This window comes from Bacillus sp. FSL L8-0199, assembly GCF_038005705.1.
In the GTDB taxonomy this organism is placed as follows: domain Bacteria; phylum Bacillota; class Bacilli; order Bacillales; family Bacillaceae_G; genus Bacillus_A; species Bacillus_A cereus.
On the sequence record NZ_JBBOTS010000001.1, the window covers coordinates 2,689,471 to 2,716,089 of the forward strand.

Consider the following 26,619-nt stretch of genomic DNA (forward strand, 5'->3'; position numbering starts at 1 on the left):
TTAGAGAATAGTGGTTTATTATATTTCCCTCTAAGCATGTACAGCATGTCCTACCGCTTGCATTAACGCTTCATGAATCGCCTCAGATAAAGTTGGATGTGCTGCAATATAATCTCTCATTATATCAGCGGTAACTTCTGTATGAATCATTACAGTTCCTTGACCAATCAGTTCAGTTGCATGAGAACCAATAATAGAAATCCCTACAATTTCTTGGTATTTAGGTTCCACAATGACTTTTACTTTCCCTACTTGTTCTCCTAAAATAAGAGCTTTTCCGTTCGCTGTAAAAGGAAATTCTCCGATGAGAATATCACCATATTGTTCTCTTGCACCTTTTTCACTTAACCCGACACTAGCTATTTCTGGAGCTGTGTATATACATCGAGGCACAGCGTGATAATTTACTTTCACGTCTTCTCCACTTGCGTGTAATGCTGCTGTCGTTCCTTCATGGAAGGCAACGTGAGCAAGCTGAATTCCACCGATCACATCACCAGCTGCGTAAATATGTGATACGTTCGTTTGCATATGTTCGTTCACAGCAATCCCTTTATTTGAAAACTGAACCCCTGCTTTTTCTAAATCTAATTGTTGTACACGTGGTTTTCGGCCGACAGAAATGAGAACATATTCCGGGTTAGCTTCTTGGATACTACCTTCATATTCAAATGAAGCTTGCTTCTTATAATTATTTAATCCTTTTAAAGCAGCTCCTGTAAATATTTCTACGCCATCACTTTCTAATTTCTCTCTTAAAATATGTGCGATATCTTCATCTTCACCTGGTAATAATTGCGGTGCCATTTCAACAATCGTAACTTTTGTCCCAAGGCGACTATAAATACTTGCAAACTCACATCCTATTACACCACCGCCAACGATTAACAATGAAGATGGTACACTCTTAAGAGACATCGCATGGCTACTATTTAAAATCCATTTTCCATCAAACGGAGCGAATGGTAATTCTGTAGGTTCGGAACCAGCTGCGATAATAAAGCTCTCTCCATCAACTACTTCTTCTTTATTTCCTTGTACAACTCGCACACGATGATCCGTTTCGAATTTCGCTTTTCCTTTTACAACTTTAATTTTATTTTTCTTCATTAAATATTGTATTCCTTGGACGAGTTGCATTACGATTTGTGATTTCCTCGCCTGTATTTGATCCCAATCAATTGATATACTTCCTGTATTAAGCGTAACCCCATAATCATTCGCTTTTCTCACAATGTCATGTACTTCAGCACTTTCTAACAGTGATTTCGTCGGCATACACCCAACATTTAAACACGTTCCGCCAAGGTCAGCTTCATCAATAAGAGTGACCTCTTTTCCATTTTGAGCCGCGGTAATTGCCGCTACATATCCAGCTGGTCCGCCTCCAATTACAACTAGTTTACTCATTCTCTCACCTCCTCTTTATAAAAGAATTGTTATAGGTTCTTCTAAATAATGTTTAATTGTGCGTAAAAATGCTGCTGCTGGTGCACCGTCTAGTACACGATGATCGAATGTTAAACTTAAAGGTAACATACTACCTTTTTTAATTTTTTTCCCTTTATATACAGGAACATGTTCAATTGCGCCAATACCTAAAATACCAGTCTCAGGTGTATTTAATACAGGTGTGAAATATTCAATACCAAAGCTACCTAAATTACTAATTGTAAATGTCGTTCCATGCATATCATCACTACTTAAGCTACCTGCTCGTGCCTTTTGTGCCATATCCTTAATCTCTTTAGACAACTCTACTAAAGATAAATTATTTGCAAAGCGAATAGCTGGAACGACTAATCCTTTTTCTAATGCGACTGCCATGCCTAAATGCACAGGTTCAAATTGATGAATGGCATCATCTATATAAGCGCTGTTCATTTCTTTATGCTCTCTAAGTGCTAATACAACAGCACGAGAAACGAAATCCGTAATGGTTAGTTTGTTTTCGTATCGTTTTTGCACAACTTCCGCTATGTCTTTATGTAATGCAACTAAATCTGTAACATCTACTTTCATCGTTAACGTTAATTGCGCACTATTTTGTAAGCTTGCATGCATACGACTCGCAATTGCTTTTCTCATACCAGTAACAGGAACGACTGTACTTTCTTCTTGTTCAGGTACTTCTGGATTTGCTACTCTTTCTTCTAGCGCCTTTAATACATCTGCCTTTGTAATCCTTCCGCCAGGACCTGTACCAACTAATGCCTTGATATCCAGATTTTCAGACTTTGCAATTTTCTTCGCTACAGGTGAAATTTTAATTCTTTGCTTCGCTACTTCTTTCCCATTTGGTTCTTGATTTTGTACTTCTATATTAGATGTTTTTTCTTCTACCACATGTGTGCTTTCCTGCATTTCTACTTTTTCATTTGGTTTACCGATGTAGCAAATTACAGTACCAGGCGGCACTCCTTCATCTTCACTTACAGCTATATCAAGTACCGTACCATCAGCTGGCGCTTCAATTTCCGTTTCAATTTTTTCTGAATTAATACTAGCAATTAGTTCTCCTTTTGCTACATTATCGCCTGCTTTAATATTCCAGCTCGTAATAATACCTTCTTTCATCGCCATACCTAACTTCGGCATTACAACTTCTACAGCCATGTGTCTCTCTCCCTTCTCATCGTTTTATTACACATGTAATAAAGATTGGTCTCCAATCATTTCTGATACAGTTTCAATTACTTTTTCTGGCGTTGGCAAATACAACTTTTCAAGTGGTGGTGAGAACGGAACAGGTGTATGTGGCGCTGTAATTCGTTTAATAGGTGCATCTAACAAATCAAAACCTTTATCCGCTACAATTGCCGCAATATCTGTTGCGATACTACATCTTGGATTCGCTTCGTCAATAACGATAAGACGATTTGTTTTTTCAACAGATGATAAAATAGTATCTTCATCAAGCGGTGATAAAGATCGTGGATCAATTACTTCTACTTCAAGCCCCTTTTTCGATAATTGCTTTGCAGCTGCAAGTGCTGTATGAACTTGTTTTCCGATTGCGACAATTGTTACATCAGAACCTTCTCGTTTAATATCTGCTTTTCCTAAAGAAATTGTATAATACCCTTCCGGCACTTCACCTTTCATATTGTAAAGTGTTTTATCTTCAAAGAAGATTACCGGGTCGTCATCTTCAATTGCCGCTAATAATAAGCCTTTTGCGTCATATGGAGTAGAAGGAACGACAACTTTTATACCTGGAATGCTCGTAAATAAGGCATACAAACTTTGTGAATGTTGTGCAGCTGCGCTAAAACCTGCACCGTGCATCGTACGTACCGTAACTGGCACTTTCGCTTTACCACCAAACATATAGCGGAATTTTGCACCTTGGTTTAATACTTGATCAAGACAACTACCGATAAAATCATTAAACATTAATTCAGCTATCGGACGTAACCCAGTTGCAGCAGCTGCCATCGCAGCTCCCATATAACCCGCTTCAGAAATTGGTGTATCCAATATACGATTTCGGCCAAACTCTTGTACAAGTCCTTTCGTAACACCAAGAACACCACCCCAAGCTTCATCATCTTGCAGATGATCAACTTGTGCACCGCCTGCAACGTCTTCACCTATTAAAATTACATTTTCATCACGACGCATTGAGATTTTCATTGCTTCATTAATTGCAGTTGACATACTTACTGTTCTAGTCATATTTTTCCACCCTCCTCTTATTTGTAAGAAACGTATACATCTTTTAATAATTCTTCATCGTCTGGGTATGGACTATTTTCACTAAATTCAATGGATCTTTGTACTGCATCATCTACTGCTTTTTCCATATCAACAAGTTCAGATTCCGTTAATAAACCTTCATGAATTAAATGCTTACGGAAATTCACAATCGCATCTTTTTCATTTAAATGTTCTTCTTTTTCTTCTGATGTTTTATATGTTTGCGCTTCACCTTCAAAATGACCGTAATTACGATATGTCATACATTCAATAATTGTTGGACCATCACCATTACGCGCACGTTCCACTGCTTCTGCAGCAGCTTTATATACAGCTAGAAGATCTTTTCCATCTACTTGAACGCCTGGAATATTATAAGCTTTTGCACGATCCGCAATAGAATCACAACTTGAAGCATATTTAAATGTAGTTGCTTCACCGTAACCGTTATTTTCTGCAATAAAAATAACTGGTAACTTCCAAATCGCCGCTAAATTAACCCCTTCATGGAATGTTCCTTCATTATTTGCTCCGTCACCGAAGAAACAAACACTTACATCTTTTGTTCCTTTATATTTAGCTGTCAATGCTGAACCGCAAGCAAGTGGGAAACCCCCGCCTACAATGCCATTAGCACCAAGCATTCCTTTATCTAAATCCGCAATATGCATGGAACCGCCTTTACCTTTACATAACCCTGTCGCTTTCCCGAAAAGTTCAGCCATCATACCATTTAAATCACAACCTTTTGCGATACAATGTCCATGACCTCTATGTGTACTTGTAATACTGTCACTATCCGTTAAGTGGGCACATACACCAACTGCTACCGCTTCTTCACCTGCGTATAAATGAACGAAACCTGGCAAAACGCCTTGCGCGAACAATTCATGCACCTTATCTTCAAACTTACGAATCTCTAACATTTTTTCGTACATCCAACAAGCTTGTTCTTTCGTAATTTCATTCTCTTTACTTTCAGTTGTTTTTAACATATCCAGCCCTCCTATTTTCTTGATCATCTTTTATATTGCAAGTACCGTGCCAAATTCTAATCCTTGATTTAATAGGTTTTCTCTTTTCTTTCATAATAAAAAAGTGGACAAAATGAGACATCTGTCTCGTTTTGTCCACTTTTGTTCACCTAATTTGAGAACTATTATTTTATTCATTATCAAAGCTCTGCTGTAATTTTCGGATGTAAATAATTTGGCCAATATGATATGCATTATGAGTTGTTACATTCGCTAACACTTCCCACCACTTTACAGAAACAGGAAATCCTACCACATCACTTTCAACCTTTTCTTCATTTATAAGATTTTGCCATTGTAACAGTTTTTCTAATAGTTTTTCCCGTAATTCATCGAAAGTTTGATTATCTGAAAGCATAAAACTTTTGTTATTATCTCCAATAGCGGGTACTGCATTCACATGTGATTCTTTATACCTAGTTTGCCACGTTGAGTTCCAATACAGTAAATGTTGTACAATCAGCTATACTATTACTCTCTTCATTCGGTTTCCAGAAAGCTTCTCTCTCAGATAGATCTTTCACTGCATCTGAAAATGGAATATACCAACTGGGATCGTTTGCATTCGCCAACAATTGATCTGCTAATACATCCTTCACATGGACCATTTTTCTTCCCTCATTTCATTATCATATTAATATACACTACTCTATATACGCTCATTCCCTATAATCCCCTTTTTTACATACAAATTGATTTCATACTGAATGTAAGAATAATAGATTTTCTTATCATAACTCGTTATGATAAAAGAAAAAGAAAGCTGGCGGAAAATGAATAAAAAAATCGCAATAATTACAGGAGCCTCAAGTGGATTTGGACTATTAACTACACTCGAACTCGCAAAAAAAGATTATTTAGTTATTGCTACAATGCGGAACCTTGAAAAACAAGTGAACTTACTATCTCAAGCCGCTCAACTCAACTTACAACAAAACATAAAAATTCAACAATTAGATGTAACCGATCAAAACTCTATACATAACTTCCAATTATTTTTAAAAGAAATACAAAAAGTAGACCTACTTGTTAATAATGCAGGATATGCAAATGGCGGCTTTGTAGAAGAAATTCCAGTAGAGGAATACCGTAAACAATTTGAAACGAACCTATTTGGAGCTATATCAATTACCCAGCTTGTCTTACCGTATATGAGAAAACAAAGAAGTGGAAAAATCATTAATATAAGCAGCATTAGCGGCCAAGTTGGATTCCCTGGTTTATCTCCTTATGTATCTTCAAAATATGCATTAGAAGGCTGGAGTGAATCGCTTCGCTTAGAAGTAAAACCTTTCGGAATAGATGTTGCTTTAATTGAACCAGGTTCTTATAACACAAACATATGGGAGGTTGGGAAACAACTAGCTGAAAACCAATCTGATACAACATCTCCTTACAAAGAGTATATGGATAAAATACAAAAACATATTAATAGCGGTAGTGATACATTTGGTAATCCGATAGATGTTGCTAATAAAATTGTAGAAATTGCTGAATCTAAGCGTACAAATTTACGATATCCAATCGGTAAAGGTGTGAAATTTATGATCTTTGCGAAGAAGATTCTTCCTTGGAGATTGTGGGAACACCTTGTTTTGAGAAGCTTTAAGAAAATGTAATAAACTTTTTGAAAACTATTTTGAAAGGGATGCTAATTAAATGTTAGGTTTACCGTATGGGAAAGTGAGTTTATGAAAGAGAAACAACTCATTGAGGAACAAATTGGCGAACATATTTTAGCGATACACCATATTGGTAGTACTTCTATTCCATATTTAAGTGCAAAGCCAATTATTGATATAGCAATTGAATTAGAAAATTATACGGACGGTATACATTGTATTAAAAAGTTAGAACTACTAAACTATAAATATAGAAAAGAAGTATTACCCGAAAGATACTATTTTAATAAAGGTGAACCAAGAACTCATCAAATTCATATGTATGAACAAGGGAATACATATTTAATAGAACAATTACAATTTCGTGATTACTTAATAGACAATAAAACTGCACGCATGCAGTATGAACAGTTAAAGATTCAACTTTCACAAGCTAATCCTACTGATAAACATAAGTATGCAGAGGATAAAACTAATTTCATTACATCTATATTAACTAAAATAAATGCTTAAATAAACAAGAAACCATTTAGTAGTAAATGGTTTCTTGTTTATTAGTTATTTCATTTAATTACTTGAAATAAATTGGACTATATTACGGTTATCCCCTTCTAAATAACTTATGATGCCTTCAGGATATGTCGGCTTCTCCTGTAATTCCTCTAGACTTTTCCAAATTAATATAATATCCTCATGCTCTTTATGCCTTATTTCATTTGTAATGATTTTTTCAACAGTCCCCCAATGTATCAATGTACAATGATGACCTTTTTCGTTGTCCCACTCAAAAATGTGTTCATTTACAATTGCTAACTCTTGAACATCAACTTTCAAATCGTATTCTTCTATTAACTCTCGAATTATTGCTTCTTTTGACGTTTCACCAAATTCAATAGAGCCACCTGGAAAACGATAAAATGATCCATTTTCATCGCATTGTACAAGTACTTTAGAATGATCTTCATTTAAAATCATTGCTTCAGCACGTAATTTAGGATTTTTCATTTTGTCTCCCCATTCATTCCACATATGATTAAATCCAATAGGTATAAAAGAAAAAATTAAGAATAATTCCTGTTATTACTAATAGCGGAACCGTTCCTAAAGAAATGACATATTCCCTCGATTCTTTATCAAATTTCCACTCCATAAATGATTGAAAGCAGTATAAAGTTATTAAAAATAAAATGGGTAAATTACTAATATAAACGGGATTTAAAGTAGCACATATCATCGTAAAAATTATATAAGAAATAATAAGAGCCCTAGTGCCCCATTTATGAAAGTTGTTTACATATTTACTATTCCAGTCTGTTTGTTTCGGTATATTTAGTTTTTTCCTCACTACTTTTTCAAAAACAACTAAGGATATAATCCATACTATTAATAAAATTCCTTTAACCCAAAACAGTGATGTTTCCTCCTTTACCTTTTCTCCGGCTGATCACTCGGATACGTAGCATTCCTTTTATTTTCTACGTCCCAACTAATAATTGTCGCACTATCACGTCCCAACTGATGATGCACGTGTTCTAAAACATTGTGAATATTTTCTTTAAGTGTTTTATCATTTCTGTTCATAGCATTATACAAATTTACAGGTATTTCATATCGGCGTTCCCCACATTCTAATACTCCATCTGTCACCATTACAATTCGGTTCTTTCCAGTACGTAATTCACGAATACCTGATGAATAGCAAGGAACAGGTAAATCAAATGTGTTTACATTTCCAATCCATTCGTAAAAATGACGTTGATTTAATGCATATTGTCCTAACTTATGTAACTCTTCATGAAATACATACACTAAACAATCACCGATAGAAAGCCACCATATATAATTTTCTTTCCTTACACATAGTAAGCAAGCTGTTTCACCTTTAATTTTTTTGCACTTTTCCTTAAATGAAGATGACTGAAAAATTGTAAGTATATGATTTTCAACAGACTGAAATACTGAATTAATTGGTTCATTCAAAATTACTTTTATATTTTCATATTCTTTTTCGATTGTATTTACTACTAACTCAACACTTTCCGCACTATTATGTCCATCTAGAATAGCTGCAAATTCCCATTCACCATTTGACCAAACTAATGCACCATCTTCATTCTTTTTCGCTCCAGCACTTTTATTCCCGCCATATTTACCAAGTACAATATCACCATATTGTTTAACTGAAATTTCTCCTAAACACATTTCTATATTTCCAACCCATGAATATTGTGTATTATTTTTTGTATGCATACTCATTTACCATATACTTTCGTATTCTTTCACATAGTTTTTTTATTTTCTCTTCGTCACCATATGGTGCGCCAGTCCATTTCGCTATCTCGGTTGGTGACCAAAACTCTTTTGGTGTATTCGGATAACGCGGAATAATGTGCATATGCATATGTGGTGCACCATTTCCTGAAACAAAAGTGTAAATATGCTCTGCACCTTCGCTTTCTTTTAGCGCTTTACTTACTCTACTTGTTATAAGTCCGAACGCTTTCGCTTCTTCATCTGTTAGTTCAGCAAGGCCAGGTACATGTCTTTTTATATCTATCATTACATAACCCAGGTATGTTTCTTCACTATCCCGGTGGACATGTCCAACGTAAACGAGTTCATCTTCGTAAATAGCTCCACCTGGAACTATAATATTTCCTATATGTTTTTTGCAAATGAAACAGTTTTGTTCTATTTGATTGTTTGTTGACATATCCATCACCTTCCTTTTCATATATAATATCACAATAAAAGGAAAAACAGGTTTCATATTCCGAATTTTCATTCTTTTGATACAATAATTTTTGAAATGAATTTACATCTCATTACTTCTTCAAAAACGCAATCCCAATTATAATCCCAATCACAATTCCGATTACTAAATTATTTGTAAAGTGCCCTTGAAATACACCAATTACAACCCCTATACCGACACCTATTGCCAAAGCATCATTTCTTTTTTTATTTTTAGCCAAAATTACATCTCCTCCCACCATTTCTCCCTAAATAACATACATTTACTTGAATGTATTAATATACGCACTATCTCGCTTAAATATTTCCAAAAAATGTCCTGTAACTTCACATATAATATTTTCCATTTTCTGTACATACTCCTTTTATATTGGAAAATTTTCAAGTAACTATTAATTATACATAGGCATTTACTATAAGAAAGCTTCGTAATTTATTGAAGGAGGAACGATTCAAATGTATCCTCATTGGAATCCAAATATAAATCAACAGTATGTTTATTCCCCTCATCCCGCAAGGAATACATTGCATCATGATTCACAATATATGATGCAGCGTATTGCAAGTCTTGAAAATCAATTAACTAAATTAATCTCATTAATCGAGGAAAATAATCAATTAATTAAATCAATGGAACAACAAAAAAACCAAGTTTGTGCACCAGCTGGAGGTTCTGTTATCGTTCGTATGTGATCTGGATGCAATAAAAAACACACTTTGTATTATAAAAGTGTGTTTTTTATTCATTATTTTCTTTTCGTATGGAACCCTTGTGTAATTCGATCTAATATAATTGCGATTACTACGATAGCTAATCCAGCTTCAAATCCCATTCCGATATTAACTTGTGTTACAGAGCGATATACATCAACTCCAAGTCCTGGAGCTCCTACAAGTGATGCTGTTACAACCATCGATAACGAAAGCATAATGCTTTGGTTCACACCAGCCATAATCGTTCCGGTTGCAAGTGGTAATTGTACTTTAAATAGTTTTTGTGATGCTGTGGATCCAAATGCATTCGCTGCTTCAATTAAATCTTCTGGAACTTGTCTAATTCCTAAGTCAGTAAAACGAATTGTCGGTGGCATTGCAAAGATTACTGATGCAATAATTCCAGGTACTACACCTACTCCGAAAAATGTAATTGCTGGAATAAGGTATACGAATGCAGGCATTGTTTGCATAAAATCTAATGTTGGTTTTAAAAATTTTGAGAAACGTTCATTTTGAGATGCTAATATACCAATTGGAATTCCGACAATAATTGAAATAATAACAGACGTAAGTACGAGTGCCAATGTTTGCATCGTTTGTGCCCAGTAGTTAATATTCAAAATAAATAATAATCCAATGAGCGTAAAAATGACTAAAGATAATTTCCTCGTTGTGTACCAAATGAGGAAACATAAGATAATAATCATCAATATGGCAGGTATTATTGTTAAAAAATTAGTGAGTAAATCAACAAATCCGCCAATAATATAAGAGAATCCTCGGAATAAGCCTTCAAAGTGCTCATATAAACTTGCAACAAATGAGTCGACCCATTCCCCTAATGGAATACGCGGTATACTATTCATCGTCTTTCACCTCTTCCTCAATGTTTCCTGCAAGAGCTTGAATGACACTTTCACGTTTAATAATTCCTCTTAGCCTTTTCTTCTCATCGATTACTGGTAACGGATATTTCATCTCCGCCATTTTTGCATAAGTCTCTTCCAGTAAAGTATCCAAATACACATGCGGAATATCATTAAGTAATAAATCAGCAATCGGCCACTGTTTTTGTACTGCTTTACTCGCATCATCCGCAGTTAATATACCTAAAAACTCATACTTTTTGTTTACAACATATACAGTTGAGACACCTGCATTCCTCATAATTTGAAGGGCTACACGAGGTCCACGATCAATTAATAAAGTTTCTGGTCGTTTTAAAATAGACTCAGCCGTAATTACTTTTCCTAAATTCACGTCCGCAACAAACTTTTCTACAAATTCATTAGCGGGGCTCATCATAATTTCTTCTGGTGTTCCAATTTGGACAATTTCTCCATCTTTCATTAATGCGATACGATCTCCAATTCGAAGCGCTTCATCTAAATCATGCGTAATAAATATAATCGTTTTTTCCATTTTATCTTGTAACTCTAACAATTCATCTTGCATTTCTTTTCGAATAAGTGGATCTAATGCACTGAATGACTCGTCCATTAGTAATACATCTGGATTATTCGTTAGTGCCCTTGCGATTCCAACGCGCTGCTGCATACCACCACTAAGTTGACTTGGGTAATTATCTTTATGATGATCGAGTCCTACTAACTGTAGCGATTCTAACGCTTTTTTCTCTCGCTCTTCAACCGGAACTCCTTGAATTTCTAAACCATATGCAACATTTTGTATAACTGTACGATGCGGAAATAGAGCGAATTTCTGAAATACCATACTCATTTTCGTTCTTCTTACTCTCCGTAACTCTTCTTTTCCCATCGTTGCGATGTCTTCACCATCTATGTATATATGACCTGCAGTTGGTTTAATCAATTGATTTAACATACGAACTAGCGTAGATTTCCCGCTACCAGACAAACCCATAATAACGAAAATCTCTCCAGAGTAAACTTCAAACGTTGCTTTTTTCACCCCAACGTTCATTCCTGTCTCTTTTAAAATTTCCGATTTACTTTTTCCTTCTTTTAATAAGGAAAGGGCCCTTTGCGGATGTTTCCCGAATACTTTTGTTACGTTTTCAACACGCACCTTTGTATTATCCATGTCACTACTCCTTTTCTACCCATCTATTCACATAGTGTTGCGATTTTACAAAGAAATATTACATAAAAATGACATTCATAAGATTTCTTTAAAATTCTCGTTTCCGTTCATAATAAGAATGCTTACTTATACATTTATTTTATAAGGCAAACGTTACTTAGGAGGTTTTCGATGCGAAAGAAAATTTGGTTTATATGCCTTGCATTATTTATTACTATGATTTTCACTTCATGTAATGCAACAAATGCAAATTCGAAAGGAAAAATTAAACTTGGTGTAACAAGTTGGAAAGAAAATATTGCAACCGCAAACATGTGGAAAGTTTTATTAGAAGAAAAAGGCTACAAAGTTGAACTTATGTATTTAGAAAAAGCCGCAATTTGGACTGGTGTCGCTCGTGGTGATGTTGATGCGAATTTAGAAGTATGGCTACCAGTTACAGATAAACCGCTAAACGATCGTTATAAAGATGATATTGTCTTAAAATCAAAATGGTACGAAGGTACTGGACTAGGTTTAGTCGTCCCTTCTTATATGAAAAACATAAACAGTATCGAAGATTTAAATGCTCATAAAGATGAACTAGAGAATAAAATTGTCGGTATCGAACCCGGTAGTAGTCTTATGAATTTAACGAATAAAGCAATGAAAGAATATGATATAAAACTAAAACTTGTCCAATCTTCTGAAGCTGCGATGATGAGTGAACTAAAGAAAGCATATACGAAAAAGAAACCAATCGCTGTTACGCTTTGGAATCCGCATTGGGGCTTTTCAGAATTTGACTTAAAATATTTAAAAGACCCTAAGAAAGTATATGGTGAAAAAGATGACATTTATTACTCTGTTCGTAAAGGTTTCGAAAAAGACCATCCGGATATCATAAAATACTTTGACAAATGGAAGATGAACGATGAACAGCTTGGTACGTTAATGGTCGAGTTAAATAAAACGAAAGATCCCGAAGAAGCGGCGCGAAAATGGATTAAGAAGAATCAAGCGCTAGTTGATGAATGGGTAAAAGATTAATAAAAATAGGCTAGAGGGTTAGCATATCCTCTAGCCTGTTTTTAACTTATTTTTTCGTAACAACGTCATCTACAATCCCATATGCCTTGGCTTCTTCTGCAGTCATAAAATAATCTCTTTCTGTATCATGTGCTACTCTTTCAATCGGTTGGCCTGTTTTTTCTGCAATCATTTTATTAATATCATGCTTTAACTTTAATATTCTTTTCGCAGTTATTTCAATTTCTGTTGCTTGCCCTTGTGCACCACCAAGCGGCTGATGAATCATAATTTCACTGTTAGGGAGAGCAAACCGTTTTCCTTTTGCTCCTGATAATAATAATAATGCACCGAATGATGCCGCAAAGCCCATGCATAGCGTTTGCACATCTGGTTTAATTAAATTCATCGTATCTAATATTGCAAAACCTGCTGTCGTTGAACCGCCAGGGCTATTGATGTATAAGAATATATCTTTTTCTGCATCTTCTGCTTCTAAAAATAATAATTGCGCTACGACACTACTCGCTACTTGATCATTAATTTCTGAGCCGATAATAATAATGCGGTCTTTCAATAACCTTGAATATATATCATAGGAACGTTCTCCTAATTTTGTTTGTTCTACTACATATGGAATTGCATTCATTTTAAATCCCTCCAATACTTGTTATGCTGCGTAAAGCATATAACTGTAGGAAGAAGGGTTTTTCACATTAAATAATAAGACTGGCTGTTTAGATGGTAATTTAGTAAAATCTATTGTCGGAAGAAGCTTCGTTAATAATTCTGGTCTTTCCTCACGAATAGATGTTACAACAACTTCAATATCCTCTGTGAATTCGACTATCTCAATCCCTTCTTCACTTACAGTTTTCAGCCTATTTCTACTCCGAAATAAAGAAGCTTTCACTGCACCTTCTGATACAGAACACAATTTAGCAATATCAGCGATACTATATTGAAAAACATCTTTTAATAATAAAATTGCGGATTGCTGTACATTTAATGAAGACAATACTTTCCCTACCATTTCATGCAAATCTGCAATGTTCTCATGTGGTTCTTCAAAAGTGATTTGTGCTCTTATTTTTTCATGAACAGACTTAGACTTCATCTGATCTAACCAACGATTTCTTGCTATTTTATAGACGAGTGTCATACAAATATCTTTATTTCTATATTTTTGAAGCACTTTACACACTGTTTCTTGGGCGAGATCTTCCCCATCCCATTTGTTTTTCGTTAAAAAAGTACAGTATCTTTTTAACTCTCCATATTGTTCAATTAAAAAGTTTATATTTGAATGATTCATATCGATATGGTTCTTTGAAACATGAGTTACTTTTGTGCACAAAATAACCACTCCTTTTCAGCGCTTACTTAATAAACGATTCAACATTAAAAAAAGTTACGGGGATATAAAAAAATAATGTTTATGTTCAATAATTCGCGGTCATAAATATGTTATGTACAATTTTACGTGAGGAGGAACAAATTTGCCAAAATTAACAATTGAAGGTGCGGGAACTTTTGATGTGAAAGAAGGAACAAAGTTAGTATTAGCAATTGAAGATAGCGGTGTCAACATTCTTCATCGTTGTGGCGGGAATGCACGTTGCACAACTTGTAGAGTAGAAATACTAGCAGGTGATTTCTGTGAAGCAAGTGCGAATGAGAAACATGCAATGACGGAAAAAGGAATTGAAGATCATTTACGATTATCTTGTCAAATGCGTGTACATAAAGATATAGTCGTTCGTCCGGTACTTACAGTTGAAAATTCAGGTCTTGATGCCGGGCCGCGTCCGGCGGAGTAAAGCGATGAATTTAAAACAGCTCGCTGGCGAATATGCCGCTAACTTTGTAAATGATGGCATGAAGATTGGGCTTGGTACAGGTTCTACTGTATATTGGACAATACAAAAATTAGGTGAGCGTGTAAAAGAAGGATTATCATTTCAAGCTGTACCAACATCAAAGGAAACTGAAGCATTAGCACATCAACTAAATATCCCCCTACTTTCGTTAAACGACGTACAAAGTCTTGATCTTACAATTGATGGAGCGGATGAAATTGATTCAAATTTACAACTTATAAAAGGCGGTGGCGGTGCATTACTTCGTGAAAAAATCGTTGCCTCTTCCTCTAAAGAACTAATTATCATTGCTGATGAATCGAAACTTGTAACACATTTAGGTAATTTTCCATTACCTGTTGAAATCATCCCTTTTTCATGGAAACAAACCGAAAATAAAATTCAGTCTTTAGGGTGTCAAACAACGTTACGTTTAAAAAATAATGAAACCTATATAACCGATAACAATAACATGATTATCGATTGTATATTCCCTAATCATATTTCTAATCCTGCCCATTTACACACCCAATTAAAAATGATTACTGGTGTAGTTGAAACAGGGTTGTTTATAAGTATGACGAGTACAGCAATTATTGGCACTAAAAATGGGATAAAGAAATTGTAATAAAAGCTAACTTTTTAAAGTTGGCTTTTTAGTATGTTCTTCTTCTCTTAATAGTGCTTTATTATGATATACTAGGAAAACGCAAACTGATTACACTAGAAAGGACTGAACATTTTGCAATCCAAACTTATAACAGAACTTACTGATTTAGAAACTGCCTTTCATATTCGAAAAGAAGTATTTGTAAAAGAACAAGGTGTTCCTCTTACAGATGAATTCGATACATTCGATGAAATCGGAGAGCAATGTAAACATATTTTAGTTTATTATCATGATCTTCCTGTAGGCACAGGGCGTATACGATTTGTTGATGGTGTCGGAAAATTAGAACGTATTTGTATTTTAAAAGATTATCGTACATATGGATTAGGTAAAGTCATCATTCAAACGTTAGAAGAAATTGCTCGTAACGAACAAGCTACAAAAGTGAAGCTACACGGTCAAACACAAGCTGAAGGATTTTATAAAAAATTAGACTATCAAACTTCTTCTGATATATTTATGGAAGATGGCATTCCGCACATACTTATGACGAAAGTGTTATCATAATAAAAAGGGTAGTATATGAATCTTATGTATTCATACACTACCCTGTTTTATTAATAGAAAAGTGAATTCTCAAAATTACCTTTTGCATCAAAGCCCATCATCTTTTAGTTCATACCTAGGTAAAACTTACACTGTTTTCCATAATGATAATGCATAAATCCAGTTTGGATCACCATTTCCTTGATAACTCTGGACTGCTTCATATACTTTTCCTTCGTGTAGAACTCTATCTCCCTTTTTATATGCTTTTTTTGCATCCCACGCTTCATGTGAAGCGCTTTCAGTTTTTGTAGTAATTGTGAATATATCACTCTGTACGGATTCATTTCCAGCTACATCAACAGCTTTCACTACATATTTATAAGTAGTATTAGCGAGCAGATTTTTATCCAAATAAGAAGTTGTATTGGATGTTGCAATCTTTTTCATTGACCCTTCTGTTTCTCTATAAATATCATAATGGTCTACACCAATATTATCGTCAGATGGACTCCACATTAAATCCACACTTGACGCTGTCGTTCCCATACTATGTAATCCTTTTGGTTGTGTTGGTGCTTCTGTATCAGGAGTCTCAACTGTCGTTTTTACTGTAAGCGCTGTACTTTCTTTCGATACATTGCCAGCTGCGTCAATTGCTTTTACAGTATAAGAGTATTCTGTACTTGGTTGTAACTTCTTATCAATAAAATGAGTCCCTGGTACTGTATCAATCATCTCTCCGTTACGGAAGATTTGATATCCTTTTACCCCTACATTATCCGTAGAAGCGTTCCATGTTAGTTCTACACTATTCGCTGTTACTTTTTGCGTCTGAAGTCCATTTGGACTACTTGGCGCTTCTATGTCTGGTTTCACATCATTAATAAGATTAACATCAATTACATTATAGAATGCATTTGCTGTATCAGCTACATCCCATACTGCTAAAATCACATGATATCCACTACGATCAGTAGGTACATTGATTTTATGAGTTAAATTATTTGAAGCTGCAGAACCATCATGTTGTACAGTTCCAATTGGTTCGAAATCTGCTCTTGTTAGCGCTTTATTTGGATTCCATCCTTTTTTAGTAATATAGTAATGCCACTTACTCGTTAAGTGAGGCGCAGTATACTTCCAAGTAAATGTATTTTCCCCACCAGTGATTGTATTTTTAAACCAACGATTTTCTGTTTGTTGATCTAAAATACCACCAAATTTTCCGCCTGCTGAAGCAATTTGTCCATCTACTGGACCACCTTGCGGGAACCCTTTTGGAGCTTCTAAACTTTGTGGTTCATACATAACACTTCCACAGTTTACATTTAGCGCACCATAAGTTGGACTACATAAAGCGGATCGGCTACCGGGCTTTTCAACAAAACCGTGCGCATAAGCATTTTGAGGAATAAGTGTCGTACTAATAATTCCAGCTGTTAATGCTACAGCTCCTAAACTTTTTTTGTTCATTTTCATATTTTGTAGTTGTTTTAAAAATCGATTATTCATGCTCATGTCTCCTTCTTTTTATACTTTGTAGTGGAATGTGGGCTTTGATGTAAAAGAATAAAAAGAGACAAACTTGTACCGATGTATGTATTAATTATGCATACACCGCAGTGAAAATATATTTTTTCCTTGTGAAACATTTCACTTTATGAATATATCATGACATAGAACTCGCCTAAGCATGTGCAGAAGTTGTGCAGAAACAGTGAAATTATTACTAACATATAAAACCACATCCTGAAATCATAAAGTAAAACTTTAATTAGTTGGGGTTTTACGGTCGGTTAATACGGGATAAAATAAAAGTGTGCAGCAGAAATTGTAGACTTAGTTCTCAAAATTCACATTTAGTATTTTCATTTTTTCCATTTAAACAATTCTTCTCTTCTTACAACAGAAAAGTGTCTATATCATTTAATATAGACACTTTTTTCATGTATAACTTTATATTTATTACTGACCTACAAATGTAAAAATTTCATCAACAGCTTCCTTATATCCACCCGATGTTCGGAATGATTCCTTCAAATTCAAAGCAGCCTCTTTATATGAAGGGTTATTTAAAATTAACTCCACACTTTCACGCAATTTCTCCACGGTTAATTCATTCATATGTAATTGAACTCCTGCTCCAAGACTCTCCACTTGCTTTGCGATTGCTGGCTGATCTGCACTTTGCGGTATTACAACGAGCGGAACCCCGTTATATAGTCCTTCATGCGTACTGTTCATCCCGCCATGTGTAATAAATAGTTTCGTATAAGTAAGCAGTTCGGTTTGAGGCACATAGTTTTTCACAATGAAGTTTTTAGGGATTTCGCCTAGATCACTTATTTTTGTTTTATTACCAATAGACATAACAATTGTATGCTCACTATTCTCAAAGGCCTTCATACACAGTTTATAAAAGTCAATCGCTTCATTAAAAACAGTACCTAATGAAATATAAATCGGACTTTTTTCTTCAATTGAAGTAAAATCAACGTCTCTGTTTTTCATTTGTGCAGAGATAGATGGTCCTACAAATTTATATGTTTCATCAAACGTATCACCAAAAGGCTGGAACTCCTTAATTGTATACACAATAGTAAGGGGTGCAGGATTACAGAAAACTTCATACGATGATTTTATTTCAACACCATATTTTTCAGTAATTCCCTTTGTTAAGTTTTGAAAATCATTCTGTATTTTATCATGAATTTCTACTGGGATATTTTTTGACAGATGACCTAACATTTGCTCAAAGGATTTTTCATCCTGCGCAAAAGATGTGCATGAATTTATGGCTGGAAGTTTAAGAATTTGAGCAATTAAATGGCCACAACCAAACATAGAATCATGAATCATATAATCAAAATGTTCACCTTCAATTTGTTCTAGAACGCTAGATATTACAATATCCGCTGTATGTAGAAGGCCATTTATTCTTTCCTGTAAATAATTTCTGCCTCCAGATAGAAACGCTTTTATAAATTTTTGATCATCAATCGTTCGTACAGTAGCACCTGTCTTCTCAATCCGCTCCCTGAAAGCTTCTATTGAAAAATAAACGACCTCTTCACCACGAGAAATCAATTCTTCTACAACTTGTAAAGTTGGATTTATATGTCCTTCTGATCCAGCGTTAATAAATAAAACACGCGCCATAATAAACACTCCTTACGTTAAATCGTTTCTATGTTGGCAAGAGTACGGATTTTCTCCATACTCTTTTCTTAGTTGTTCGTAGCATGTTCCTACTAAATTGACCTAGCGAGTCTAAAACCGAGATCATCTATATGAAATGTAGGATGGCTTCGACGACGACAAGTAGCGCTGCACCCTCTCACTGTTTCAGCCCAACTACCACCACGAAAAATGCGGTATGATCCGTACACTGTTTCATCGTACAAATCATAACACCATTCCCAAACGTTCCCTAGCATATCATAAAGTCCCCATTCATTCGGTTCTTTTTGGCCAACGTCATGAATCTCTCCATTTGAATTTTCATTATACCACGCTATATCATGAAGTTTCCCGTATGTATATCCGGTTGTACTTGCTTTACATGCATATTGCCACTCTGCCTCACATGGTAATCGGTAGCCATTTGAATCTAAATTACATTTCACAATTTGACCACCATCACTAATAGAATAATATTCTTTTAATCCCGCTTTTTTTGAAAGTACATTACAAAACGCAATGGCATCGTTCCATGAAATATTGACAACTGGTTTATGATTTTTATCAAAATTATTTAATGTACTATTTGTAATAGCATCATATAGTTCGATTGTTACAGCATACTTCGCAAGAAGAAATGGTTGAATTTGCACTAGCCATTCTTTTTTTATTCGATCATCTCTTAATACTACCTCTCCAGCTGGAATATTTACCATTAATGAATCAATTAGTTGAATTAAATCATTAGTCATTTTCTATTCCTCCAAACGTTCATTTTATATGATTTTATAGTCATATACTCATTACAAAATACAATTTTCAAAAAGCGTTAAATTTTTCATAATAAAAAACGATTAGTTTAATTAAACTAATCGGTAAGATCCAAAAAGAATTGTTGTGTCACATTGTATTATTATATGTGCTCTAAAAATTTCCGAACCTCATTTGGAGATTTTAAAACAATAACCTTTTTCTCTTCGGACAATTGCTCTAACCCTTTTAAAATTGTAGGTCGTTTAGCATTAGGATATTTCCATATCCATTTAAAAAATTGCAAATCAAATCTTTCTTCACATCCCGCGCCCATATCTGGTCTTTTTTTATTCCGGTATTTTACAATTCTTTTAAACGCACGATAAATACAAATTGTTCTATGAATAGCAAGGAAGATAATTGTATCAGCTGCATTCAGTCTGATATCCATCGTCCCGCCATAATTCCCATCAATAATCCACTTCTCATCTTTAATTAAGTTATTTTGAACTGCTATTTGTTCTTCTCTCGGAACACCTTCCCAATTCGGTTTCCAAAATAATGCATCAAGATGATGCACCTTAATATTTAATTTATTTCCTAACTGCCTTGCTAATGTAGATTTTCCTGAACCACCAGAACCAATTAATATTATTTTTTTCATACCTTTACGATACCTTCTATAACTTCTTCAATAGCTTCCTTATTAGCAAAAATCCAGAAGAACATTTCTTCATTTAACTTTAATAAATCTGGTAACTGGACAAAATAAGCAATAAAGATAATTTGAATTGAAAGCATAACATACCAAATGGCTTTTAGTTCTTCTTTCGTTAAATCATTTTGTTTATAATAACCTTCAAAGACTTTGCTAACGATATGTAACCATTTCCCTCTTAATTTTTCATCACTAAATAGCTCGCTTAATATACTTGTACAGCAATAACATAAATCAAATATTTTTACATTATTTTCCAAAATCTCAAAATCTATAAACCCTTCCAGTTTATCATCTTTAAAGATTACATTTGATAGGTGCATATCACGATGAATAATTTGTCTCGGTAATGGATGGACCGTTTCCTTGAAAGCTGCGTGCATTCGCTCCATCTTTTGAATTACCTCTCGATGAACATGCTCATTCTTTTCTAAAATCGGTATAGCCCATTCAAATACCATCTTATATAAATCTCTTTTTATTAACTCATGGTCACTATTCACCGAATGTAATGCTTTGTGCAGATTAGCTATTTCTTCTCCAATTGTACTTGCTAGCCTTTCCAGCTTATTCGTATCTTTTATTTCTAAAACACTTCCGGCAACATACTCATATAAGCAATAATATTTTTCTTTATATAATACATATTGTTCATCATTTTCTGTCTTTACTACTCTCTGTACTTTAATTCCCTTTTCATACAGTTGCTTCAAAACATCGAATTCAACTAGAAGTTGCTTTATCGATCCCGTTCTCTTTAAAATGTACTCTTTATTCTTGCATAAAACCTTCGCTACTTTTGGTTGAATTACAGTAGCTGTGACATGTTCATTTCGAAACCAAAGCTTTGCAATTTCCAGTGCTTGTTCCATTTACAATACCCCTTTTACAATTCTTATTTCTTCCGAAAAATAACCTCACACAGTATTCCCACTCCAACACCAATTGTATAAGCCACTAAATCACTCCACAAAAAACCGTATCCCAACACGAGTCCGCCCAAAGTCGTTCCACGAATGCTATCTATCCATTCCGCATGATACAATTGGCTCGCTTCAATCCCGTAGCAAAACATTAAACTAATAAAAGCCAACTTCTTCGTCTCTGTTTTAGGAAACAAAAATCCAAAGCCAGTGAAAATCATTAATGCCCATAATGCATCACCTAAATAATCATTTAATAGGTGTGGTAGTGCAAAAGCAAACTTTCTTGAGCTAAGACCTAAAATAATAACAACTATAGTAAATAGTGCATATACTACTCTATTTCGTTTCGTATTCATTTTAAAGTCTCCTAATATGTAATGTAAAACTGTAAATAGCTAGTAAAACAAAGTTATTTTACTAGCTATTTATTGATTGCTTTTATGATAAGAAAATGTGGATTCATATTTAAATAATGATATGATTTTTCGCTTACTTCTTTCATTTTTTCAATTGCCTTCGGTTCCACTATCTCTTCTAATACAAAATAATTTGTAGTTTCATTTAGTATGTCTTGTAATGATCTTCTAAAAAACTTGACTTCAATAGTAATATTCGGTTTAACCCAAGTATCTATTAATAACTGTTTTTCAAAATAATTTTCACATGGAAACTTTGTGAAATCCATAAAAGGATGATGAATAGAATATATAAGTTCTCCACCTGGCTTCAATACACGACGAAATTCTTGAAATACTTGATTCCAATTTTCTATATAATGAAGAGTTAATGAACTTACAATCACATCATACGTATTATCTTCAAATGGCAATGTTTCTTGCAGATCATGACAAAGGAACGTCGCTTCTTCTCCTATATTTTCTTTTGCTGCTTTTACCATTTCAGGACTTACATCAATTGCTGTAACATTTGCTCCTCTTCCTATGAATTGAGAAGTATACCATCCAGCTGCACATCCAGCATCTAATATCTTTTTTCCTTCTAGTTCCTTTGGAATAAGCTCCATCATCGCCGGTCTTTCATAATAACTGTTATATGGATTTGCGAAATCTAGATTTTCTTTATATGTACTCGCTAATTTATCATACGTATCTTTAATCGAATCTTTCATTACACACACTCCTAATACATATTAATCCATTAACTCCTGCTGCTTTTTCTTTGAAAATGATTGTAGTACTAAATCATACGACCAATCAATCATTTTATTAATTTGCTCCTGCTCTATACCCTTATGAATATAAACGGTATTCCAATGTTTTTTATTCATATGATACCCTGGAATAATTGTTTCTGGATAATCTTCTCTTATTCTTAATGCGACTTCTGGATCACACTTCAATGTAATCGCAGCCTTTTCACCTTCTTCATGATTTACTATCGCAAATATTTTATTATTAAGCCTCATACATGTTGCACTCCAGCCATCTGGAGAATCTTCTGTCGCTTTTCTTTTCGATAAACAGTACGCTCTTGTTGCATTCATTTTAATTGGCACCTCTTATTCTTTCCCTGTTTGATTACGATGCATCACAATTTGCTTCGTTGCTTGAAATTGCTGCTCACCGTAAAACTTTATTAGCTTCTCTCCGCAAAATAGACTAACAATATCAATATGAGATATTTCTCGAAGTAATATTGTAAGCATTTTCTCTCCAATACCTTTATTTCTTACATTCTCATGTACGACAACATCTTCAATGTATGCTCGAAAAACACCATCAGAAACGACTCTAGCAAATCCAACTAATTCATTTTCTTCCCATACTCCAATGGCTATGCTATTCTTTAACATTTTTTCAATATCGACTTCTTTTCTTTCTGGCCACCAACCGACAGAATCATAAAGCTTCTTTATTTTTTCTGCACAGATTGGTTGTTCTTGTTGCAATTTATACGTGTACATATGCTTTCTCCCATCAATCAGTATACATAATATTATTATAATCTCTTTTCAAAAAAGTGCTGACTATGACCTTTCGGATGATCTTCAACGATACCATACTCTCGGTAACCATGCTTTTTATAAAATTCTGGCGCTTGAAAACTAAATGAATCTAGCAATATTAATCTGCACCCTTTTTCCTTCGCAATTTCTTCAATTTTATGTAAAAGTTGGCTCCCCCAACCGTCATGACGAGCTGATTTATCAACCCATAAAAAGTCGATATGAAGATGATAAAAATACATCGTACCTGTTACACCACCAAATATTTTTCCTTCTTCATTTTTTACTACGAGACTTACTTCTTCCATCGGCTGTTTTACTTCATCTGTTAAGATGGACATATTATATTGAATGACTTTATTTTTAATGTATTCTCCTTCAATACGTGTACCGTTCTCTATATGTTTCATATACATTGCTTCCTTTCAACTTAGTAAGCTACATTTTATTTTTCCCCTTTAAAATACTAATCAAAACGAATCCACCATATGTAACAAAGCATGAAAAGCCAATTATCCCTGGTACAGAGACATAGCCTACCCTTATGTAACTTATAACTGCAAAACAAGCGATAGACAATGAAATAGATAGCCAAAATATAACAGCTATTTTTCTTCGTCCTCGTTTCGATGTACTTTCTTTCTCTTCAGAAACACGTGTGCCAAAAAGCAATACAATACAAATAAGAATTGCTGCAAAGTAAATTGTATCTAATGACAAATTGTGATCATATAGTGCGATTCCAACTTCAAGAGCAATAATCGTTAAAATTAAAATAATGATTGTTGAAGTCTTTAAGTTTCTTTTCAATCGCTCACTCCTAGCATGCTTTCACTATATTCTTTGTATATGTACTTTAAAACTACTGCAAAAGCTTCATCTACCTCTTTATTTTCACGGCGATTCGGTAAATCTTTTCCCCCCAATCACATAAAGAAGTGGAAATTCGTTAAACATTCCTATTATACCAATAAATTCAATATCGAATATAAAAAACCTTTTCAGCAGCTCATATGAGCTATTTAAATAAGAAAAAGGTAGCATGAATTTTTTCTTGCTACCGAAAAATATTTATTCTTCTATAGGATTTTCAGGACCGTTAAGTTCCAGCTGATAAAAAGCTAAATCTAGCCATTTATTAAACTTATAACCAGCTTTTTTTATTGTTCCTGCATGAACAAATCCATAGTTTTGATGCAAGGCAATACTTTTCTCATTCTCTGCATCAATTCCAGCAATTAAGGTCATATACTCTCTTTCCTTTGCAATTTTGATTAATTCCTTCATTAATGAAGACCCAATGCCATTTTTTCTATATGCCTTATCTACATACACAGAATGTTCAACTGAATATTTATAAGCAGGCCACGTTCTAAATGGGCCGAATGTCGCAAATCCTACTACTTTATTATCTAATTCATATACGAAAATTGGATACCCCTCAGCCTTTTTTTGTTCATACCAATCTATTCTATTTTCAAGGGTTACAGGTTTATACGCATATACAGCTGTTGTATAAAGTATCGCATCGTTATAAATATCTAAAATGTATGCTAAATCTTTTTTCGTTGCTTCCCTTATCATTGTTTTCTTCCTTTCATCATGTTCACCTTATATCACTATCTTTTCAATAGTTTTATTTTATCGAAATTTCCGATTTTTATCTACATACGAATACTAGCTTTTCGGAAACCGTCAAATATATTTATTGCAGCAGATAATGTGTAAATTACAATTCCACCGCCAACTAACCACGTTTTAAATCCCTCTAGGGAAATAGTAAATGCATTTGCCAAATACGTAATAAACCCTGCGTTAAATACATGTGGATTTACTACAATTACAATGAATACTATCGTCCCAGCTACCTGAAGAATAGCATTCCCAATCGCCAATCTTTGCGTCCATTGTCCCTGCACTAATTTATAAAGGGATATACATATTTCAAAAACGATCATAATTACAACGATTGGCCAGTACTGCAATAAAACATCTTGATTAAAAGTTGGCGAGACAAACTTCAGTCCATTTGCCGTACCGTTATATACGCCAACAAGATGATTCGCATAAAAGTAAAGTGTAGCCCAAACTGCTGTCCACATTAAACCTCCAAAAACTTCAAACTTCGAGATTGCTTTTTTCTTTGGAATATACGAGATGTTTTTCAAATCATCTGGTGTCCATTTTTTTAAACTTGTCGTCAACGGCTCGATACCTTTGTCTGTATCTGTTCTTTCTAAAATAACAAACACAAGTGTCAACCAGAAAAATACATGGAGGCCCACTTCAAAAATTTCCCCAATGCCTTTACCTATCAATTGAAAAATAACATTTAATACTGCTTGATCACCACTATAGCCTATAAAATTTTCTGCAACCATTGATATGAGTGCAATGACAGCTGCGATTGGTATAATCATTTTTAACAACGTTGTATATACATCAAAATAACGTGGTCCAATTAAATGCATCGGTCTATCCAAATAACCATTAGCCAATGAAACCGGACTCCCCAATTTTTCGAGAACGCTCTTTACATCTTTCTCATTATAATCTTCAGGTAACATATCATCTATAGTTGACCTTAGTTCAAGTGTAATATCTTCACGATTTTTTTCAGGTAATCTCTTCGCAACCTCTTGGATATAGAGATCAATTAAATTCATTCTCTTCCTCCTCCTTTAATAAGTTATAAAGTTCTTTCGAATCCTTTATCCATTCTTTTTTCAACTGCAAAAATATTTCTAATCCATAATCACTTAAAACATAATACTTACGAGGTCTACTCTCCGTTTTATCCCAACTACTCGTCACTAATTCCTGCTTTTCTAATCGGCGAAGTAGTGGATATAAAGTACTTTGATCAATTGTAACCCCTGATTGCTCCAATAACTGGACAAGTGAATATCCGTACTGCGGCGTTCTTAATTGACTTAAAACAGCTAACGTTAATGTCCCTCTTCTTAACTCAGTAATTAACGAGTTTAATAAAGTATCCATTCACTCACCTCATTTCCATTACTATATGTCATACAGTATGTGTTTTATACTATGTATCGTACAGTATTAATGTGACAAAAACTATAATTTTTTACCAAAAAACAGATAATGAACAGCGCAAATTATATGATTTGTGCTTTTTTAGCTAAGTTATATATAA

General features: G+C 34.2%; 33 protein-coding genes and 2 pseudogenes. 7 read left to right on the forward strand and 28 right to left on the reverse strand.

Features of this window, described 5'->3' with window-relative positions; all coding sequences use genetic code 11:
• Positions 1 to 30: 30 nt before the first annotated feature.
• From lpdA to NST86_RS13960, 5 genes and pseudogenes are all read right to left on the reverse strand, one after another.
• Complete coding sequence (lpdA, locus tag NST86_RS13940) at positions 31 to 1,410, reverse strand: dihydrolipoyl dehydrogenase (protein ID WP_340934011.1); 1,380 nt, start codon at positions 1,408 to 1,410, stop codon at positions 31 to 33.
• A gap of 15 nt (positions 1,411 to 1,425) precedes the next feature.
• Positions 1,426 to 2,616: a dihydrolipoamide acetyltransferase family protein gene (locus NST86_RS13945; RefSeq protein WP_000257769.1), complete on the reverse strand. Its 1,191-nt coding sequence runs from the start codon at positions 2,614 to 2,616 to the stop codon at positions 1,426 to 1,428.
• Between the two features lie 27 nt (positions 2,617 to 2,643).
• Entirely contained in the window at positions 2,644 to 3,678 is a 1,035-nt protein-coding gene (gene acoB, locus NST86_RS13950; RefSeq protein ID WP_000198907.1) for an acetoin:2,6-dichlorophenolindophenol oxidoreductase subunit beta, read from the reverse strand.
• Positions 3,679 to 3,695: 17 nt separating this feature from the next.
• Positions 3,696 to 4,694, reverse strand: a complete 999-nt coding sequence (gene acoA / locus NST86_RS13955; protein WP_086423199.1) for an acetoin:2,6-dichlorophenolindophenol oxidoreductase subunit alpha — start codon at positions 4,692 to 4,694, stop codon at positions 3,696 to 3,698.
• A 169-nt stretch (positions 4,695 to 4,863) separates the two neighbouring features.
• A pseudogene (locus NST86_RS13960) lies at positions 4,864 to 5,341 on the reverse strand (DinB family protein).
• A gap of 165 nt (positions 5,342 to 5,506) precedes the next feature.
• Between NST86_RS13960 and NST86_RS13965 the strand changes: the two are divergent.
• A complete protein-coding gene (locus tag NST86_RS13965; protein ID WP_001034801.1) occupies positions 5,507 to 6,352 on the forward strand; it encodes an oxidoreductase in 846 nt (281 codons plus the stop codon).
• 57 nt (positions 6,353 to 6,409) lie between these two features.
• Positions 6,410 to 6,868, forward strand: a pseudogene (locus NST86_RS13970) (GrpB family protein); the annotation flags it as partial.
• A 54-nt stretch (positions 6,869 to 6,922) separates the two neighbouring features.
• Here the strand turns inward: NST86_RS13970 and NST86_RS13975 are convergent.
• From NST86_RS13975 to NST86_RS13995, 5 genes are all read right to left on the reverse strand, one after another.
• Positions 6,923 to 7,360 (reverse strand): NUDIX domain-containing protein, encoded by a 438-nt coding sequence (locus NST86_RS13975; RefSeq protein WP_000795352.1) that lies wholly within the window; start codon positions 7,358 to 7,360, stop codon positions 6,923 to 6,925.
• Positions 7,361 to 7,388: 28 nt separating this feature from the next.
• Positions 7,389 to 7,727, reverse strand: coding sequence for a DUF4181 domain-containing protein (locus NST86_RS13980; RefSeq protein ID WP_074628857.1), 339 nt, complete (start codon positions 7,725 to 7,727; stop codon positions 7,389 to 7,391).
• A gap of 53 nt (positions 7,728 to 7,780) precedes the next feature.
• The gene (locus NST86_RS13985; RefSeq protein WP_052660139.1) at positions 7,781 to 8,605 is read right to left on the reverse strand and encodes a PP2C family serine/threonine-protein phosphatase; all 825 of its coding nucleotides are present in this window, start codon (positions 8,603 to 8,605) and stop codon (positions 7,781 to 7,783) included.
• Entirely contained in the window at positions 8,589 to 9,089 is a 501-nt protein-coding gene (locus NST86_RS13990) for an HIT family protein (protein WP_137026416.1), read from the reverse strand. The genes NST86_RS13985 and NST86_RS13990 overlap by 17 nt, the downstream gene beginning before the upstream one ends.
• Before the next feature lie 91 nt (positions 9,090 to 9,180).
• Complete coding sequence (locus NST86_RS13995; protein ID WP_000508470.1) at positions 9,181 to 9,348, reverse strand: hypothetical protein; 168 nt, start codon at positions 9,346 to 9,348, stop codon at positions 9,181 to 9,183.
• Between the two features lie 217 nt (positions 9,349 to 9,565).
• Here NST86_RS13995 and NST86_RS14000 point away from each other — a divergent pair, with 217 nt between their 5' ends.
• A complete protein-coding gene (locus NST86_RS14000) occupies positions 9,566 to 9,802 on the forward strand; it encodes a hypothetical protein (RefSeq protein WP_000283222.1) in 237 nt (78 codons plus the stop codon).
• 53 nt (positions 9,803 to 9,855) lie between these two features.
• On the opposite strand, the gene NST86_RS14005 is transcribed toward NST86_RS14000, so the two are convergent.
• Positions 9,856 to 10,692, reverse strand: a complete 837-nt coding sequence (locus NST86_RS14005; protein WP_001084760.1) for an ABC transporter permease — start codon at positions 10,690 to 10,692, stop codon at positions 9,856 to 9,858.
• Positions 10,685 to 11,890, reverse strand: a complete 1,206-nt coding sequence (locus NST86_RS14010; RefSeq protein WP_000370606.1) for a quaternary amine ABC transporter ATP-binding protein — start codon at positions 11,888 to 11,890, stop codon at positions 10,685 to 10,687. Before NST86_RS14010 ends, NST86_RS14005 begins: the two co-directional genes overlap by 8 nt.
• 171 nt (positions 11,891 to 12,061) lie before the next feature.
• Here NST86_RS14010 and NST86_RS14015 point away from each other — a divergent pair, with 171 nt between their 5' ends.
• On the forward strand, positions 12,062 to 12,919 hold the full coding sequence (locus NST86_RS14015) for a glycine betaine ABC transporter substrate-binding protein (RefSeq protein ID WP_001227620.1): 858 nt from the start codon (positions 12,062 to 12,064) through the stop codon (positions 12,917 to 12,919).
• 46 nt (positions 12,920 to 12,965) lie between these two features.
• On the opposite strand, the gene clpP is transcribed toward NST86_RS14015, so the two are convergent.
• Positions 12,966 to 13,547, reverse strand: coding sequence for an ATP-dependent Clp endopeptidase proteolytic subunit ClpP (clpP, locus tag NST86_RS14020; protein WP_000991610.1), 582 nt, complete (start codon positions 13,545 to 13,547; stop codon positions 12,966 to 12,968).
• Positions 13,548 to 13,568: 21 nt separating this feature from the next.
• On the reverse strand, positions 13,569 to 14,255 hold the full coding sequence (locus tag NST86_RS14025) for an RNA polymerase subunit sigma-70 (protein WP_000337523.1): 687 nt from the start codon (positions 14,253 to 14,255) through the stop codon (positions 13,569 to 13,571).
• 142 nt (positions 14,256 to 14,397) lie between these two features.
• Here NST86_RS14025 and NST86_RS14030 point away from each other — a divergent pair, with 142 nt between their 5' ends.
• From NST86_RS14030 to NST86_RS14040, 3 genes are all read left to right on the forward strand, one after another.
• Complete coding sequence (locus NST86_RS14030; protein WP_001125388.1) at positions 14,398 to 14,718, forward strand: 2Fe-2S iron-sulfur cluster-binding protein; 321 nt, start codon at positions 14,398 to 14,400, stop codon at positions 14,716 to 14,718.
• A gap of 4 nt (positions 14,719 to 14,722) precedes the next feature.
• Positions 14,723 to 15,385 (forward strand): ribose 5-phosphate isomerase A, encoded by a 663-nt coding sequence (gene rpiA / locus NST86_RS14035; RefSeq protein ID WP_001049985.1) that lies wholly within the window; start codon positions 14,723 to 14,725, stop codon positions 15,383 to 15,385.
• A gap of 114 nt (positions 15,386 to 15,499) precedes the next feature.
• The gene (locus tag NST86_RS14040; RefSeq protein WP_001190880.1) at positions 15,500 to 15,934 is read left to right on the forward strand and encodes a GNAT family N-acetyltransferase; all 435 of its coding nucleotides are present in this window, start codon (positions 15,500 to 15,502) and stop codon (positions 15,932 to 15,934) included.
• Between the two features lie 126 nt (positions 15,935 to 16,060).
• Here NST86_RS14040 and NST86_RS14045 read toward each other — a convergent pair whose 3' ends face one another.
• The 14 genes from NST86_RS14045 to NST86_RS14110 all read right to left on the reverse strand — a co-directional run bounded on the left by NST86_RS14045 (position 16,061) and on the right by NST86_RS14110 (position 26,459).
• Positions 16,061 to 17,428 (reverse strand): lytic polysaccharide monooxygenase, encoded by a 1,368-nt coding sequence (locus NST86_RS14045; protein ID WP_001065150.1) that lies wholly within the window; start codon positions 17,426 to 17,428, stop codon positions 16,061 to 16,063.
• A gap of 453 nt (positions 17,429 to 17,881) precedes the next feature.
• Positions 17,882 to 19,075, reverse strand: a complete 1,194-nt coding sequence (locus NST86_RS14050; RefSeq protein ID WP_227593166.1) for a macrolide family glycosyltransferase — start codon at positions 19,073 to 19,075, stop codon at positions 17,882 to 17,884.
• Between the two features lie 92 nt (positions 19,076 to 19,167).
• Positions 19,168 to 19,848, reverse strand: coding sequence for a formylglycine-generating enzyme family protein (locus NST86_RS14055; RefSeq protein WP_086423195.1), 681 nt, complete (start codon positions 19,846 to 19,848; stop codon positions 19,168 to 19,170).
• Between the two features lie 161 nt (positions 19,849 to 20,009).
• Positions 20,010 to 20,513, reverse strand: a complete 504-nt coding sequence (locus NST86_RS14060) for a DNA topology modulation protein (RefSeq protein ID WP_144575653.1) — start codon at positions 20,511 to 20,513, stop codon at positions 20,010 to 20,012.
• Positions 20,510 to 21,439 (reverse strand): phosphotransferase enzyme family protein, encoded by a 930-nt coding sequence (locus tag NST86_RS14065; protein WP_000434089.1) that lies wholly within the window; start codon positions 21,437 to 21,439, stop codon positions 20,510 to 20,512. Before NST86_RS14065 ends, NST86_RS14060 begins: the two co-directional genes overlap by 4 nt.
• A 23-nt stretch (positions 21,440 to 21,462) precedes the next feature.
• Positions 21,463 to 21,849 (reverse strand): ribosomal maturation YjgA family protein, encoded by a 387-nt coding sequence (locus NST86_RS14070; RefSeq protein WP_001093462.1) that lies wholly within the window; start codon positions 21,847 to 21,849, stop codon positions 21,463 to 21,465.
• A gap of 65 nt (positions 21,850 to 21,914) precedes the next feature.
• On the reverse strand, positions 21,915 to 22,622 hold the full coding sequence (locus tag NST86_RS14075) for a class I SAM-dependent methyltransferase (RefSeq protein WP_000655256.1): 708 nt from the start codon (positions 22,620 to 22,622) through the stop codon (positions 21,915 to 21,917).
• A gap of 21 nt (positions 22,623 to 22,643) precedes the next feature.
• Entirely contained in the window at positions 22,644 to 22,997 is a 354-nt protein-coding gene (locus NST86_RS14080; RefSeq protein ID WP_000994622.1) for an MmcQ/YjbR family DNA-binding protein, read from the reverse strand.
• 15 nt (positions 22,998 to 23,012) lie between these two features.
• The gene (locus NST86_RS14085) at positions 23,013 to 23,417 is read right to left on the reverse strand and encodes a GNAT family N-acetyltransferase (RefSeq protein WP_000288969.1); all 405 of its coding nucleotides are present in this window, start codon (positions 23,415 to 23,417) and stop codon (positions 23,013 to 23,015) included.
• Positions 23,418 to 23,452: 35 nt separating this feature from the next.
• Entirely contained in the window at positions 23,453 to 23,869 is a 417-nt protein-coding gene (locus NST86_RS14090) for a GNAT family N-acetyltransferase (RefSeq protein WP_000680411.1), read from the reverse strand.
• A gap of 28 nt (positions 23,870 to 23,897) precedes the next feature.
• Positions 23,898 to 24,269, reverse strand: coding sequence for a hypothetical protein (locus NST86_RS14095; RefSeq protein ID WP_000827992.1), 372 nt, complete (start codon positions 24,267 to 24,269; stop codon positions 23,898 to 23,900).
• 261 nt (positions 24,270 to 24,530) lie between these two features.
• On the reverse strand, positions 24,531 to 25,043 hold the full coding sequence (locus tag NST86_RS14100) for a GNAT family N-acetyltransferase (RefSeq protein ID WP_000617513.1): 513 nt from the start codon (positions 25,041 to 25,043) through the stop codon (positions 24,531 to 24,533).
• Positions 25,044 to 25,123: 80 nt separating this feature from the next.
• A complete protein-coding gene (locus NST86_RS14105; RefSeq protein ID WP_016118056.1) occupies positions 25,124 to 26,125 on the reverse strand; it encodes an HAAS signaling domain-containing protein in 1,002 nt (333 codons plus the stop codon).
• Entirely contained in the window at positions 26,112 to 26,459 is a 348-nt protein-coding gene (locus NST86_RS14110) for a PadR family transcriptional regulator (protein WP_000380301.1), read from the reverse strand. The genes NST86_RS14105 and NST86_RS14110 overlap by 14 nt, the downstream gene beginning before the upstream one ends.
• Positions 26,460 to 26,619 lie beyond the last annotated feature (160 nt).

Coding starts and splice junctions, on each gene's coding strand:
- lpdA (WP_340934011.1), bottom strand. CDS start 1,410: ATGAGTAAACTAGTTGTAATTGGAGGCGGACCAGCTGGATATGTAGCG.
- NST86_RS13945 (WP_000257769.1), bottom strand. CDS start 2,616: ATGGCTGTAGAAGTTGTAATGCCGAAGTTAGGTATGGCGATGAAAGAA.
- acoB (WP_000198907.1), bottom strand. CDS start 3,678: ATGACTAGAACAGTAAGTATGTCAACTGCAATTAATGAAGCAATGAAA.
- acoA (WP_086423199.1), bottom strand. CDS start 4,694: ATGTTAAAAACAACTGAAAGTAAAGAGAATGAAATTACGAAAGAACAA.
- NST86_RS13965 (WP_001034801.1), top strand. CDS start 5,507: ATGAATAAAAAAATCGCAATAATTACAGGAGCCTCAAGTGGATTTGGA.
- NST86_RS13975 (WP_000795352.1), bottom strand. CDS start 7,360: ATGAAAAATCCTAAATTACGTGCTGAAGCAATGATTTTAAATGAAGAT.
- NST86_RS13985 (WP_052660139.1), bottom strand. CDS start 8,605: ATGCATACAAAAAATAATACACAATATTCATGGGTTGGAAATATAGAA.
- NST86_RS13990 (WP_137026416.1), bottom strand. CDS start 9,089: ATGAAAAGGAAGGTGATGGATATGTCAACAAACAATCAAATAGAACAA.
- NST86_RS14000 (WP_000283222.1), top strand. CDS start 9,566: ATGTATCCTCATTGGAATCCAAATATAAATCAACAGTATGTTTATTCC.
- NST86_RS14005 (WP_001084760.1), bottom strand. CDS start 10,692: ATGAATAGTATACCGCGTATTCCATTAGGGGAATGGGTCGACTCATTT.
- NST86_RS14010 (WP_000370606.1), bottom strand. CDS start 11,890: ATGGATAATACAAAGGTGCGTGTTGAAAACGTAACAAAAGTATTCGGG.
- NST86_RS14015 (WP_001227620.1), top strand. CDS start 12,062: ATGCGAAAGAAAATTTGGTTTATATGCCTTGCATTATTTATTACTATG.
- clpP (WP_000991610.1), bottom strand. CDS start 13,547: ATGAATGCAATTCCATATGTAGTAGAACAAACAAAATTAGGAGAACGT.
- rpiA (WP_001049985.1), top strand. CDS start 14,723: ATGAATTTAAAACAGCTCGCTGGCGAATATGCCGCTAACTTTGTAAAT.
- NST86_RS14045 (WP_001065150.1), bottom strand. CDS start 17,428: ATGAATAATCGATTTTTAAAACAACTACAAAATATGAAAATGAACAAA.
- NST86_RS14050 (WP_227593166.1), bottom strand. CDS start 19,075: ATGGCGCGTGTTTTATTTATTAACGCTGGATCAGAAGGACATATAAAT.
- NST86_RS14055 (WP_086423195.1), bottom strand. CDS start 19,848: ATGACTAATGATTTAATTCAACTAATTGATTCATTAATGGTAAATATT.
- NST86_RS14060 (WP_144575653.1), bottom strand. CDS start 20,513: ATGAAAAAAATAATATTAATTGGTTCTGGTGGTTCAGGAAAATCTACA.
- NST86_RS14065 (WP_000434089.1), bottom strand. CDS start 21,439: ATGGAACAAGCACTGGAAATTGCAAAGCTTTGGTTTCGAAATGAACAT.
- NST86_RS14070 (WP_001093462.1), bottom strand. CDS start 21,849: ATGAATACGAAACGAAATAGAGTAGTATATGCACTATTTACTATAGTT.
- NST86_RS14075 (WP_000655256.1), bottom strand. CDS start 22,622: ATGAAAGATTCGATTAAAGATACGTATGATAAATTAGCGAGTACATAT.
- NST86_RS14080 (WP_000994622.1), bottom strand. CDS start 22,997: ATGAATGCAACAAGAGCGTACTGTTTATCGAAAAGAAAAGCGACAGAA.
- NST86_RS14085 (WP_000288969.1), bottom strand. CDS start 23,417: ATGTACACGTATAAATTGCAACAAGAACAACCAATCTGTGCAGAAAAA.
- NST86_RS14090 (WP_000680411.1), bottom strand. CDS start 23,869: ATGAAACATATAGAGAACGGTACACGTATTGAAGGAGAATACATTAAA.
- NST86_RS14100 (WP_000617513.1), bottom strand. CDS start 25,043: ATGATAAGGGAAGCAACGAAAAAAGATTTAGCATACATTTTAGATATT.
- NST86_RS14105 (WP_016118056.1), bottom strand. CDS start 26,125: ATGAATTTAATTGATCTCTATATCCAAGAGGTTGCGAAGAGATTACCT.
- NST86_RS14110 (WP_000380301.1), bottom strand. CDS start 26,459: ATGGATACTTTATTAAACTCGTTAATTACTGAGTTAAGAAGAGGGACA.